The organism is Mycobacterium sp. TH-M11 (assembly GCF_057473725.1).
Genome location: NZ_JBYCLD010000214.1, coordinates 1 through 12,377 on the forward strand (window position 1 = coordinate 1; position 12,377 = coordinate 12,377).

The following is a 12,377-nucleotide window of genomic DNA, read 5'->3' on the forward strand; positions in this document are numbered from 1 at the left end:
TCAGGATGGTTTGCGGCAGCTTCAGGGTCTCCTCGACCGCGACGGTGGCCGCGCCGACCAGAAGCCGGACTCCAAAGGGTGCAGTTGCCATGGCCCCAGCCTGCCTTACCTGCCGGTCATCTCCAAGTATTGACCGGCATGACGCGAGCTGGCGGTCTCATATCGGCAGACCGTACGCTGGTTGCCATGCCCCAAACCGTCGACGTGGAGATCGCCTACCGTTCAGCCGCGCGGGCGAGCGGCGCCCCCGCCGGCAAGCGGGTGCTGCTGGCGGAGCCACGCGGCTACTGCGCGGGCGTGGACCGGGCAGTAGAGACCGTCGAACGGGCCCTGGAGAAGCATGGTGCCCCGGTGTACGTGCGCCACGAGATCGTGCACAACAAGCATGTGGTGGACACCCTGACGAACAAGGGTGCGGTCTTCGTGGACGAGACCGATCAGGTGCCCGAAGGCGCCATGGTGGTGTTCTCCGCGCACGGTGTGGCCCCGACCGTGCATGAGTCTGCCGCCGACCGCGGTCTGCGGGTGATCGACGCGACCTGTCCGCTGGTGACCAAGGTGCACAACGAAGCCAAGCGATTCGCTCGCGATGGCTACGACATCCTGCTGATCGGCCACGCCGGCCACGAAGAGGTTGTCGGGATCATCGGCGAGGCCCCCAACGACGTGCAGTTGGTTGACGGCTTAGATGCTGTAGCCGCGGTGACCGTCCGCGACGAGAACAAGATCGTGTGGCTGTCGCAGACCACGCTCAGCGTGGACGAGACGATGCAGACAGTGTTCAAGCTGCGTGAACGGTTCCCGAACCTGCAGGATCCGCCCAGCGACGACATCTGCTACGCCACTCAGAACCGCCAGACCGCGGTCAAGGCGATGGCCCCGGAGTGCGAGCTGGTGATCGTGGTGGGCTCGCGGAACTCCTCGAACTCCTGCCGGCTGGTCGAGGTGGCGCTGGGTGCCGGTGCCGGCGCGGCCCACCTGGTGGACTACGCCGACGACATCGACCCGGCGTGGCTGGCTCCCGAAGCATGCGAGGTACAGACCATCGGCGTCACCTCGGGTGCGTCGGTGCCGGAGATCCTGGTCCGCGGAGTGCTGGAGCGGCTTGCCGAGCACGGCTATGGCACGGTGTTCCCGGTGGCCACCGCCAACGAGACCTTGGTGTTCGCCTTGCCCCGCGAGATCCGGCCGGATCGGCGCTAGCGTCGATCCCAGGCGCGCCGTCAGCCGGGCGCTTGATGGCTGCTCAGTGAAGAATGTCAGCCGTCAATCCGTTGTTTTGGGGCTCTCTAACGCGTCGAGGTTGGCCAGGGCGATCCGCGTACTTGTCTCGTGATTGGAGAGGGGCCGCATGTGGTCCCATCCCTCGATCACCAGCGTCGGACTGTCGTCCTGGCCGCTGAACTCCTCCAGGAAATATCGAAGGGTCTCACTCGTCGTGTGATCGACGAGGGGCACGCGCCGGCTCAAGTGCAGTTGCACCGTCTGTGTATCCGGCGGAAACTGCCCTAACTCCCGAATTACGTGGAACAGGTTGAAACACACCAGGGAACCATCCAGGTACAGGTGGTAGGCACCCTCATCGAAATCCCTTTGCGACACCGGATTGCGGAAGAGACTGAGCAAGCGCCTGGCAAGACTCGGATTGGCGGAATCCGAGCGGTTGCGCAGCGTGTGCCAAAGACTCTCCAACCACAGATTCAGCGCCAATTTCACGGCGACGCCGGCCAGAAGGCCGATGAGCAGGTCCGTCGTCAACGTCACGAGCAAGGTGATCGCGAAGATGATGAACTGCTCCGTCCCGACCCGTGCAACATTGAGCCAAACCGCGGGCTTGCACAGTTTGTAGCCGATGAACACCAGGACGGCGGCCAGCACGGTCAAAGGGACCATGTTGATCAGGTTGCTGAACAGCAGCACGAACATCAGCAGGAAACAGGCGTTGTAAAAGTTTGCCCACTGGGTCCGGCCACCGCCCAGAATATTGGCGGTGCTCTTGATCATGCCGGGGATGATGGTCAATCCACCGAGCGCGCTGGAGGCGACGTTGGACGCGCCCATGGCCTGCAGGGTCCGATCCGGGTCGGAGCGGCGGCGAAAGGGATCGATTCTGTCCACGGCCGCGATCGTGGCCAGGGACTCGGCCCCGTCGATCAAGACCAGGGTGATGACCAGGTAGGCCAGCGTCAGCCATAGTTCGGGATGGGCGAACACCGTTCCGAACTGAGGCATGACAACCCCGTCCATGACCGAACTGGGGACGTTGATCAGGTAGGGCTCGTCCAGCTTCAGGATGAATACGCTGGCGAGTGTGCCGACGAAGAACACCCAGACCGGTGGCGGCATCACCTTCAGCAGTCGCCCTGGCATCGCTGTCAGCACGAAAAGCCCCGCCAGGCAACCGATCCCCAGGATGAAGACCTGAAGGTTCATCGACCCGAGGTGGCGGGGAACTTCGGCTAAGATCGCCCAGAATTCGCGGCCCTCGAACGGCACACCCATAAACAGCGGGATCTGCTTGGCGATGATCATCAGGCCGATCGCGGCCAGCATGCCCTGAATGGCCGCAGCCGGGAAGATGGCGCTCAGACGGGCCACCTTCAACCTGGCAAGGATCAACTGCACCCCGCCCGCCAGGGCGATGGCAACCAGAACCAGGGGATATCCGACCGCAAGCAACTCCGATTCCGAGGCGCCCTCGCCCAGGCGGATCTGTCCCAGCGTGATCATGCCGGCGAACAGGACCGGCGCCAATCCCGCCGCCGGGCCGCTGATGGTCACATACGAGCCGCCTAAAAACGGCAGGACAAAACCCGCAATGATCGCCGACACGATCCCGCAGATCGGCGGCGCGCCCGAGGTGATCGCGATTCCCATCGAGAACGGCAGCGAGACCATGGCCACGGTGAAACCTGACCGGAGGTCATAGCGCCAGTGCTTGAGACCGGCCAGGCCATTGCGCGGCTTTTCGGTCGGAACGGTCACGATCTGTTTCATGGATCAGCTCTCTCGGCACCGGCTTAAAACACTGGGGTAAAGCGCTGCCGAAATTCGTGCCGCATCACTCCGACTTCATGCCGGGAGGACGGAAATACGGGGGTGGGACGGACAAATCGCATGGTAGTCGTTACAGCGGAATGCGCCAATTGAGCCGCAGCCACCAAAAAATCCGCGCTGTGGTAAACGCCAAACCGTCAGGCCGATACGGTTAGCTGCATCGGCCCAGTTTCACCTGGTATCGATAACTCATCCCAGCTCGGTAGCAAATTTGGGTTGATTCAGCACCTCGGAGACCCCTGTTTCGTCGGTGGATCGAGGCTAAGTGTCGAGCGCGGTGCGAGCCGGCTTGGCTAGACGTCGAACTCCCAGGAGTCGACTTCGTCGCGCGGTGGACGCGAGCGGGCGCGGGGCGCCGCGTCGGCCTCGTCGGCTCCTGACCCGCGGTAGCGCACCTGGGAAACGGGGTGCCGAGTGCCGGTTCCATTGCCGCGCCCGTCGGCGCCCGTCGGCGCCGGTCGGCGCCGGGGCATCGACTCGGAGGCTTCGGTCGGGCGGTAGCTGCGTGGATGCGGATCCCGGTTCGCCCTCGAGAGCGGATCGCCTGAGCGCAATGGGTCCTGGGGCGGGCGCGGACGCCGCCGCGGCTCGTCTTGCCAGTCGGGTGCCGGGCGCCGGCGGGGTTGACGCTCGTCATGCGCCTCCGGAGCCGGGCGGCGCCGTTGCTGCATTGGTTGGTCGCGGCCGTCGGCTGCCGGGCGGCGACGCGGGCGCGGTTGGTCTGCGGCGCGGGCGTCCATGTCCGGCCGAACGTGCCGCGAACGTGTCGGCGCCGAGCCGTTGGTCGCGCCGCGGCGCTCGGTGGAGCGGGTCCGTGATCGAGACCCAGAACCCGCGCGCGCGGCCCGACGGGATTCCGCGGTGGCGCGACGGGGACGCTGACCCGGGCGCCCCTCGCGGGAAGCCGGCTTCTCGATGGCGTGCGCGGGGTTGCGGGTGAGGGCCGAGGTGAGCATGGCACCCACCCGGTCGCTGAGGGTGGCCCGCTTCGGAGTGGCGTCGTCCGCGGTTTCGCGTTTTGCGGTTCCGCCCAGCATCCCGAGGTACCAACGGACCATTCCGATCAGCAGCACCGCCGCGGCGGTGAACAGCATCAGCGGGAATCGTTCGATCAGGGGATAGCCGCAGTTGATGACGATGGCCTTGAGGCCGGGGAATCCGCCGCCGCGCAGCAGCCAGTACGCGCTGGGCACGCTGACGAACAGGATCAGCGGGGGTTGGACCACCGTGGTGAACACGGCCGATTGCTGCACCATGAGCACCGCGGCGATACAGCCCATCGCATAGAGCGCGGAGAAGACGATGGTCAGTTCTTTGTCTCCGGAGCCGGCGTCGAACGCCACCCCGATCGCGGTCGCGACCACCGCCACGGCCACGGCACTCCACCACGGCAATCCGGCGATGTTCGGCAAAATCGAACGGTGGTCAGCGGCCACTGCCGACTTCTCCCGCGCTACTGCCACACACTGACGGTACCGGCTGACGGCGGCGGGGGCGCACGGCGGCACGCCCCGGGCCTTAGACTTGGCTTCCCGTGAGCCTGAGTCTGGGAATCGTGGGGTTGCCCAACGTCGGTAAGTCGACCCTGTTCAACGCGCTGACGCACAACGATGTGTTGGCCGCCAACTACCCGTTCGCGACGATCGAGCCGAACGAGGGTGTGGTGCCGCTGCCCGACCCCCGGCTGGTCAAGCTGGCCGAGATCTTCGGCTCCGAGCGGATCCTGCCGGCGCCGGTGACGTTCGTCGACATCGCCGGCATCGTCAAGGGCGCCTCGGAGGGCGCCGGCCTGGGCAACAAGTTCCTGGCCAACATCCGCGAGTGCGACGCGATCTGTCAGGTGGTGCGGGTCTTCGCCGACGACGACGTGGTGCACGTGGACGGCAAGGTGGACCCCGAGGCCGACATCGAGGTGATCGCCACCGAGCTGATCCTGGCCGACATGCAGACCCTGGAGAAGGCGGTCCCGCGGCTGGAGAAGGAAGCCCGCAACAACAAGGACCGCAAGCCCATGCACGAGGCCGCGGTGGCCGCCGCGACGATCCTCGACACCGGCAAGACGCTGTTCGCCGCCGGCGTGGACACCGCGCCGCTGCGCGAGCTGAACCTGCTCACCACCAAGCCGTTCCTGTACGTGTTCAACGCCGACGAGTCGGTGCTCACCGATGCGGCGCGGGTCGCTGCGCTGCGCGAGCTGGTGGCCCCGGCCGACGCGGTCTTCCTCGACGCCAAGATCGAAGCCGAGCTTGCCGAGCTCGACGACGAGTCGGCGATGGAGCTGCTGGAGTCGATCGGGCAGAGTGAGCGCGGCCTGGATGCCTTGGCGCGAGCCGGTTTTCACACCCTGAAGTTGCAGACCTACCTGACCGCCGGGCCCAAGGAGGCGCGGGCCTGGACCATCCATCAGGGCGACACCGCGCCCAAGGCGGCCGGGGTGATCCACACCGACTTCGAGAAGGGCTTCATCAAGGCCGAGGTGGTCTCCTACGACGACCTGGTCGAGGCCGGGTCGATGGCCGCCGCCAAGGCCGCCGGCAAGGTGCGCATGGAGGGCAAGGACTACGTCATGGCCGACGGGGACGTGGTGGAGTTCCGGTTTAACGTCTAAGACTGCCGACATGTCTGAACGTCGTGACCGGTGACGTTGCGGACGGGCATGCGATGGCCTTGAACTGCTAGTTTCTATCCCGGTCAACATTGGCCACGGCGAACAGGCAAGCAAGGAGGCCACCGAAGTGGCAGATCAGTTGCCGCCGTGCCCGGCTTGCGGTGAGGCGTTCAGCTACGAGCAGGGGGCACTGCTGGTGTGCCCGATGTGCGGCCACGAATGGTCCCCCGATGAGGCGTCCGATGCCGACTCGGCGTACGCGGAGGTCGCCGTCAAGGACTCGGTCGGCAATGTCCTTGCCGACGGAGACACCGTGATTGTCGCGACGACGGTGAAGGTCAAAGGCGGCGGTGGTTCTGTCATCAAAGCTGGCACGAAGGTCCGTGGGATCCGGCTCATCTCTGATGGCGTCGGCGATCACGATATCGACGCGAATGTGCCCGGTCTGGGCCGTATGCAGCTCAAGTCGAGCGTGGTCAAGAAGGTCGTCTGAACCGTCTGTTCCACGGAATCGCCGGCCCTCGTCGACGGTGAGGTTGTCATGGCGGGTGGCGCAGGTCGCGCGTTAAATCATTGAAACATCGGGTGCGCAGCGGGCCGGTAGGCGGTTAGCTGGCGGTAACTGCCGACAGAGGGAGCACCCGATGGTTGCGCATAAGCCGCGATTACGGACGGTTTCGGATGATCCGGCCCGAGTCGAATACCGAACCGTGCACGGATATCTCCGAGCGTATCGGGTGGCTGGGGACGGGCCGCCGCTGCTGTTGATCCACGGGATTGGAGACAATTCGTCGACCTGGAAGCCGCTGATCCCGCTGCTGGCGCAGAAGTACACGGTGATCGCCCCGGATCTCCTCGGTCACGGGCTCTCGGATCAGCCGCGCGCTGACTATTCCGTCGCCGCGTTCGCCAACGGCATGCGAGATCTGCTGTCGGTCTTGAATTTTGACCGGGTGACGGTCATCGGGCACTCCTTGGGCGGCGGGGTGGCGATGCAGTTCTGCTACCAGTACCCACAGATGGTTGAGCGGCTGGTGTTGGTGGCCGCCGGCGGTGTGAAGCGTGAGGTCAACCCCGCGCTGCGGCTGGCGTCGCTGCCGGCCGCACCGCAGGCGCTGGCCGCACTTTCAGTGCCAGGATTTGAGACAGCGCTTCGGATGGTTCGGGGTCAGATCGACAAGGTGAACCTGCCGGCGCTTCTGGTCGATCTGCCCGAGATCCTGCGGGTGCTAGGTGATTTGAGTTCGCCGAACAAGCGGGCGGCGTTCGTGCGGACGCTGCGCGCCGTGGTGGATTGGCGCGGGCAGATGGTCACCATGCTCGACCGCAGTTATCTCACCGAACGGCTCCCGATCATGATCGTCTGGGGCACCCACGATCTGGTGCTGCCGTATTCGCACGCCAAGCTCGCACACGCCGCTATGCCGCATTCGCGGTTGGAAACCTTCGTCGATTCCGGTCATTTCCCGTTCCGTGACGACCCGCTGCGGTTCGCCGACCTCGTCGACGACTTCATCACCAGCACGGTGCCGCTGGATTTCGACCTGGAACGGTGGCGTCGGCTGCTCACCGACGGAGCGGCCGACCCAGCGGTGGCGGATCCGGATGAGGAGTTGCTGCGCGCGTTGAGCGACGTCCGCAGCGCAACCTGACCCGCGGGGTCTGGCGTCATGACCGATGGTCTGAACGCGCCGAACGGGGGGAGACGGGCAGCGCCAGACTGCCCAGAACTACGCCCTCGTCGCCCTCGTCCGAGGGCTCGATTCCGAGGAGCGGTCCTCAGAATGTTGGCATCCGAACTGGGTCGGCGCAGTCGATCGTGGCCCCTGACCCGCGATTCTCGATGCGTGCCCTCGTTCATTCGCCTAGCGTCACCGCGCCCGTCTTCCGCCGCGCTAGAATTCTGTACATGACTACGCTGCCGCTCGCTGAGGTGCGGGCCAACCTGTCCAAATTGGTGGATGAGGCCGTGCGCACGCATCAGCGGGTGGAGGTCACCAAGAACGGGCGCCGCGCCGCCGTGCTGATCAGCGCCGACGACTACGACTCACTCATAGAGACGCTCGAGATTCTGGGTGATCGAGAAGCGATGGAGGCCATTCGCGAGGCGGACGCCGATATCGCGGCCGGCCGCGTCTACCCGCTTAACGAGGTGGAGGCCGAACTCCGTGCGAGGGGCATCATCACTTCATGACGTACCGGGTCGAGCTGACTCGGCGCGCCCGGCGAAGTTTGTGCGAGGAGCTTCCCGAGGTGGTCGCCGCGGCTTGTTGGGAGTTCATTCGCGGTCCGCTTGCCGAGAACCCGCAGAGGGTCGGCAAGCGCCTGCGCGACGAGTTGGCTGATCGCTGGTCGGCGCGGCGCGGCGAGTTTCGGGTTGTCTACGAGATCCATGAGGACGTCGTCGTTGTCCGGGGTATCGACGTACGGCATCGTCGTGATGTTTATCGGTGACGGAACGTGGTGGAGTTTCGGTTTAACGTATAACGTTATTGACGAGATGCGTTATACGATCGTCTCGTGATCAGGTCGTTCGGCGACAAGGACACCGAGCGGATCTGGCAGGAGCGGTACGTCAAGGGTGTGGACCGGACGATCCAGCGGGCAACGTTGCGGAAGCTCGAACTGATCCATGCGGCCAGGGTCATCAGGGATCTTCGAGTTCCGCCGGGCAATCGCCTGGGGCGGTTGGTCGGTGGTCGGCGCGGGCAGCACAGCATCCGCGTCAACGCCCAATGGCGAATCTGCTTTGTCTGGAGTGAAGGGGGTGCAGAAGATGTCGAACTCGTCGACTACCGCTGAGAATGATCGGATCGAGCCGATCCATCCGGGGGAGATCCTGATGGAGGACTTCATCGAGGGCTTTGGGATCACCCAGAACAAGCTGGCCGTGTCCATCGGTGTGCCGCCGCGTCGGATCAACGAGATCGTGCACGGCAAGCGTGGAATCACGGCCGACACGGCGATCCGTCTGGCGCGGTACTTCGGAACGTCAGAGGAGTTCTGGATGAACCTTCAGTCGCACTACGAACTCCGGACCGAGCGTCGTGCGCTGATGGACCAGGTCGAGGCCATTACGCCTCTAGAGAGTGCGTAGCTGTTGATCACGGAAAGTCTTGCGGGTCAATGGAGTCTCGTGCGAGATGTGGTGCGGAGGAGCGCCGGTCCGACTTTCACGGGCATTCGCTTCGTGCGGTATCCGGTCATGATGCCGCCTGCGTAATCTGCCGTTTATCGGCGTCGGGATCCGGTGGAGTTCAGATTCAACGTCTAGCTGGCGGTGTCGACTCGTACTGTTTGCCTATGGGCCATGACGAGCGAACTACCTGGGTGATCGTCGCTTCCCGCGACCACGCACGACGTGGGCTCCGGGACGGGTTCGTCATGGCGAACCATGGCAAGCGCGCTCCATTGGCCCGCATGAAGATCGGCGACGGCATCTTCATCTACTCACCGAAGACGGCCTTTCCTGACGGCGAGCCCTTCCGCGCGATCGCCATCGTCGGAAAGATAACCGGTGAAGCTCCCGAACCGAGCGCCGCGATTCCGGGTGGTTTTCGGTTGGCCGCCTCCCTGCGGGAGATCAGCCCACTGCCGCTCAGCCGCATTCGCGACCAATTTCCGGTGAACCGCGTGCGCTTCGGCTGCTTCTCTCTGTCGTCTGAGCAGAGTGCGGCGATCTGGGCATTGGTGGACGAGGGCTCGGAGGCTGTTTATGTCGGTGACGTTGATCGGTAACGGGACGTGGTGGAGTTGCGGTTCAACGTGTAGGGACTGTTGCGAAGTCGTTTTAACCAGTGGTTGATGCCGGAGAAGTCGCCGACGTGTGTCTCGGCGGTGACCTCACCGCGACGACCATGGGGGAGGCTCGTCCTCATGTCGGTGGTTGAGGTGATCTATCTGGTGGCGGCGCTGCTCTGGATTTTTGTGGTGGTGGCTGCGGCGTGCATCGGAGGCCGCTACCTGGTGAAGCTTCGTGCCAAGCGCCGCCAGGTGGCTGGGCTGATCGACATCGTGCGACTGTCCATCGAGCGCGCCATCGTCCCGTACCGGGCAGTGGCAGCCGGCGGTGCCGCCGTTCTTCAGCGGGTAGTTGCCGGAAGCGGCGTCTTCGGGAGCGTCGCTCAGTTGATGATCTCGTCGAGCCCGTCAGCGCGCAGCGCGGCCAGCCGATCACGCCACTCCTGAAGTGCCTCGGGCGTCAGTCGCGGCCAATCAAGGATCTCTTCGACAACGACAAGCGGTGCACTGCTGCGATATGAGCGGGTCGGATTGCCGGGGAACTTCTTGTCGGTGACGTTGGGGTCGTTCTCGAATTCCCCGGTCGGTTCGACGCGGTACACCCGCGGTTCCCCGTCGCCGGCGGCGAGCTCGGCCGCCAGCCCGGCACCGCTGACCAGCGCGGTGAAGTAGATGTGGTTCATCACGATCTCGGGCCGGTAGTTGGACCGGAAGCCCGCGCTGAGCAGGTCACCAACCACCAGTTGAGCTTTGGTGCCGTGAAAGAACGGGCCCGCTTCCTCGATCGCGTCCATCGGTTACAGGGTAGGGACGCGTGGAGGCCCTTAACCGGTAACCTGGCCGCGGTGCGGATTCGTGACTGCGTCGGCTCGGCCGAATATCCCCGGCTGGTGGCGATCTGGCGCAGCGCCGTCGCCGCGACGCACGACTTTCTGGCAGAAGCCGACCGCGCGGCGATCGAAAGCCAGCTGGCGGGCAAGTACTTTCCCGGGGTTCGTGTCACAGTCGCTGAGATCGACGGTGAGCCGGTGGGTTTCGCCGGAACGGCGGGGGAGCAGCTGGAGATGTTGTTCGTCCACGCCGATGCTCGTGGCCACGGAGTCGGTACCGCACTTCTCGAACACGCGATGGCCGAGCAGCAGATCCGCTTGGTCGACGTCAACGAGCAGAACGAGCAGGCGGTCGGGTTCTACGTTCGGCGCGGTTTCGTCGTCACGGGCCGCAGGGAGCGTGACGACGCCGGTCGGCCATACCCGTTGCTGCACATGGAGGCACTGCTCACACCGGTCCTGAGTTATCTGAACGAGAACCGGCCGGGCGAGCCGGTCGGCGCCTACCTCTACGGTTCGGCGGCAACCGGCGGGCTGCGGCCGGACAGCGACGTCGATCTGCTGGTTCTCACCCGCACGTCGCTCTCGGAGTCGGAACGGGCGTCGCTGGTCTCCGAGCTGCTGAGTGCGTCCGGATGGCGCGGGCACGCTGCCCAGTTCCCCGAGGTCGCCGACCGTCGGCCCCTAGAACTGACCAGCCTGGTCGTGGCCGACGTTGATCCGTTGCCGCAGAAGCCCCGCCGCGACTTTCAATTCGGCGAATGGCTGCGCGCGGAGCTGCTGGACGGTCATGTCCCGCCCCCGATTTCCGACCCCGATGTGGTCGTGCTGCTGGCTACCGCCCAGAGCGCGCATCGGGTGCTACGCGGCCAACCGCTCGAAGCTCTCGTCGCTCCGGTGCCGCCCGAGCTACTCCGGCACGCCCAGCTCGCGTTGCTGCCCGACCTCATGAACGACCCAGCCGGCGAGGAGCGGTTCTTCCTACTGACCTTGGCGCGCATCCTGGTCACCATCGAGACCGGGCAGATTGTGGCCAAGGACGTTGCCGCGCAACGAGTCGCACCGCGATTGACGGGACAAGATCGTGTTCTGCTGGAGCTTGCCGGGCAGGACTATCTCGGCCTCGCCCAGGTGGACTGGCGCGACCACTACGACCAGGTCGTGGCGTTGGTTCCGACGCTGGTCGGGCTGATCCGCGAGGCCGACGAGGCTGGCCGCGGCTAGCGTGCCTACCGCGCCCCGAGGGCTGCACAAGGTTCATTTAACCGAGGCGGCTCGCACGAAATTCGGCAGCTGAGGTGCCGCCTATCCTGCATTCGCGCTAGAATTCTGTACATGACGACGCTGCCGCTGGCCGAGGTACGGGCGAATCTGTCCAAAGCCTGAAGTCGCTCGGACTTGGTGAACACCGTGCCGGGCTTCGTTCTACAGGCACGGCGAACGCTGCCGAGTCGAACTCGGCGTAGCCCGTTTCGGATCAGAAAGATTCGATAGCCAAGACGTGACGACTACCAGATGACGGCGAGCCCCGCGGCCGTCAGGGCCAGGGCGCCCGCGGCGTAGAACAGCGGGCGAGGGGCTTCCCCTCCTGACTTGCGCTGCCGGGCCCGGCCGATGCCCAGCACGGCACCGAGGGCGATCAGGATCACCAGCTTGATCTCGATCTTGGGGTAGTTCAGCACCACACCGGCCGGCCAGGGGGCGGCCAGCGCGAGTCCGGTCAGCAGCGACAGCACCACGCCGTAGTCCATCACCGGGGTGAGCTGGAAGCGCCGTGCCGCGGCTTCGGCGATCAAGGCCCCGAAGGTCACCGCGAATCCGACGATGTGCAGCAGAACTATTACGTGCCGTAGTACCTCCACGTCGCACAGGCTAGCCGCTGGCGGCGGCAAATGGTATTCGATCCGAGGTACTCACAGCCCGGCCCCTGAGGCCCCTTCTGGCGGAGTCTTTACCCTTACCGACATGACCTCATCGACCACCCGCCTGGCTGCCGTCGTGGCCGCCACCCGTGACCCGGCCGCCGCCGACCCGGCCGGCTCCCAAGTCGTCTTCCGCGCCTCCGCCGTCGCACACGACGCGGTCGCCAGCACGGTCACTATGGGCCGCTACAGCGTCGAGGTCGACGAGCCGCCGTCGCT

The 12,377-nt window shown here is 65.2% G+C and carries 15 protein-coding genes and 2 pseudogenes; 12 read left to right on the forward strand and 5 right to left on the reverse strand.

The window, feature by feature from the left end; all coding sequences use genetic code 11:
• Nucleotides 1-91: pseudogene (locus tag AC2VOG_RS09290) on the reverse strand (lipid droplet-associated protein); the annotation flags it as partial.
• A 95-nt stretch (nucleotides 92-186) separates the two neighbouring features.
• Between AC2VOG_RS09290 and AC2VOG_RS09295 the strand changes: the two are divergent.
• Nucleotides 187-1,203 (forward strand): 4-hydroxy-3-methylbut-2-enyl diphosphate reductase, encoded by a 1,017-nt coding sequence (locus AC2VOG_RS09295; RefSeq protein ID WP_486939619.1) that lies wholly within the window; start codon nucleotides 187-189, stop codon nucleotides 1,201-1,203.
• 63 nt (nucleotides 1,204-1,266) lie between these two features.
• Here the strand turns inward: AC2VOG_RS09295 and AC2VOG_RS09300 are convergent, their stop codons facing one another.
• Nucleotides 1,267-2,997 (reverse strand): SulP family inorganic anion transporter, encoded by a 1,731-nt coding sequence (locus tag AC2VOG_RS09300; RefSeq protein WP_486939620.1) that lies wholly within the window; start codon nucleotides 2,995-2,997, stop codon nucleotides 1,267-1,269.
• 353 nt (nucleotides 2,998-3,350) lie between these two features.
• A complete protein-coding gene (locus tag AC2VOG_RS09305) occupies nucleotides 3,351-4,520 on the reverse strand; it encodes a DUF6542 domain-containing protein (protein WP_486939621.1) in 1,170 nt (389 codons plus the stop codon).
• 71 nt (nucleotides 4,521-4,591) lie between these two features.
• Between AC2VOG_RS09305 and ychF the strand changes: the two genes are divergently transcribed.
• From ychF to AC2VOG_RS09350, 9 genes are all read left to right on the forward strand, one after another.
• Nucleotides 4,592-5,665, forward strand: coding sequence for a redox-regulated ATPase YchF (gene ychF, locus AC2VOG_RS09310; RefSeq protein ID WP_486939622.1), 1,074 nt, complete (start codon nucleotides 4,592-4,594; stop codon nucleotides 5,663-5,665).
• 127 nt (nucleotides 5,666-5,792) lie between these two features.
• On the forward strand, nucleotides 5,793-6,158 hold the full coding sequence (locus tag AC2VOG_RS09315; RefSeq protein ID WP_486939623.1) for a zinc ribbon domain-containing protein YjdM: 366 nt from the start codon (nucleotides 5,793-5,795) through the stop codon (nucleotides 6,156-6,158).
• Between the two features lie 151 nt (nucleotides 6,159-6,309).
• A complete protein-coding gene (locus AC2VOG_RS09320) occupies nucleotides 6,310-7,317 on the forward strand; it encodes an alpha/beta fold hydrolase (RefSeq protein WP_486939624.1) in 1,008 nt (335 codons plus the stop codon).
• 257 nt (nucleotides 7,318-7,574) lie between these two features.
• A complete protein-coding gene (locus tag AC2VOG_RS09325) occupies nucleotides 7,575-7,859 on the forward strand; it encodes a type II toxin-antitoxin system Phd/YefM family antitoxin (protein ID WP_047317649.1) in 285 nt (94 codons plus the stop codon).
• A complete protein-coding gene (locus AC2VOG_RS09330) occupies nucleotides 7,856-8,119 on the forward strand; it encodes a type II toxin-antitoxin system RelE family toxin (protein ID WP_486939625.1) in 264 nt (87 codons plus the stop codon). Before AC2VOG_RS09325 ends, AC2VOG_RS09330 begins: the two co-directional genes overlap by 4 nt.
• A gap of 66 nt (nucleotides 8,120-8,185) precedes the next feature.
• Entirely contained in the window at nucleotides 8,186-8,467 is a 282-nt protein-coding gene (locus tag AC2VOG_RS09335; protein WP_486939626.1) for a type II toxin-antitoxin system RelE/ParE family toxin, read from the forward strand.
• Nucleotides 8,442-8,762, forward strand: coding sequence for a HigA family addiction module antitoxin (locus tag AC2VOG_RS09340; protein ID WP_486939627.1), 321 nt, complete (start codon nucleotides 8,442-8,444; stop codon nucleotides 8,760-8,762). Before AC2VOG_RS09335 ends, AC2VOG_RS09340 begins: the two co-directional genes overlap by 26 nt.
• 206 nt (nucleotides 8,763-8,968) lie before the next feature.
• Complete coding sequence (locus AC2VOG_RS09345) at nucleotides 8,969-9,403, forward strand: EVE domain-containing protein (RefSeq protein WP_486939628.1); 435 nt, start codon at nucleotides 8,969-8,971, stop codon at nucleotides 9,401-9,403.
• Between the two features lie 138 nt (nucleotides 9,404-9,541).
• On the forward strand, nucleotides 9,542-9,853 hold the full coding sequence (locus tag AC2VOG_RS09350) for a hypothetical protein (protein ID WP_486939629.1): 312 nt from the start codon (nucleotides 9,542-9,544) through the stop codon (nucleotides 9,851-9,853).
• Here AC2VOG_RS09350 and arr read toward each other — a convergent pair.
• On the reverse strand, nucleotides 9,790-10,200 hold the full coding sequence (gene arr / locus AC2VOG_RS09355) for an NAD(+)--rifampin ADP-ribosyltransferase (RefSeq protein ID WP_486939630.1): 411 nt from the start codon (nucleotides 10,198-10,200) through the stop codon (nucleotides 9,790-9,792). The genes AC2VOG_RS09350 and arr overlap by 64 nt on opposite strands.
• 51 nt (nucleotides 10,201-10,251) lie before the next feature.
• Here arr and AC2VOG_RS09360 point away from each other — a divergent pair, with 51 nt between their 5' ends.
• Nucleotides 10,252-11,460, forward strand: coding sequence for an acetyltransferase (locus tag AC2VOG_RS09360; RefSeq protein WP_486939631.1), 1,209 nt, complete (start codon nucleotides 10,252-10,254; stop codon nucleotides 11,458-11,460).
• A gap of 284 nt (nucleotides 11,461-11,744) precedes the next feature.
• Here the strand turns inward: AC2VOG_RS09360 and AC2VOG_RS09365 are convergent, their stop codons facing one another.
• Complete coding sequence (locus tag AC2VOG_RS09365) at nucleotides 11,745-12,098, reverse strand: hypothetical protein (protein WP_046283854.1); 354 nt, start codon at nucleotides 12,096-12,098, stop codon at nucleotides 11,745-11,747.
• 103 nt (nucleotides 12,099-12,201) lie between these two features.
• Between AC2VOG_RS09365 and AC2VOG_RS09370 the strand changes: the two are divergent.
• Nucleotides 12,202-12,377, forward strand: a pseudogene (locus tag AC2VOG_RS09370) (OsmC family protein); the annotation flags it as partial.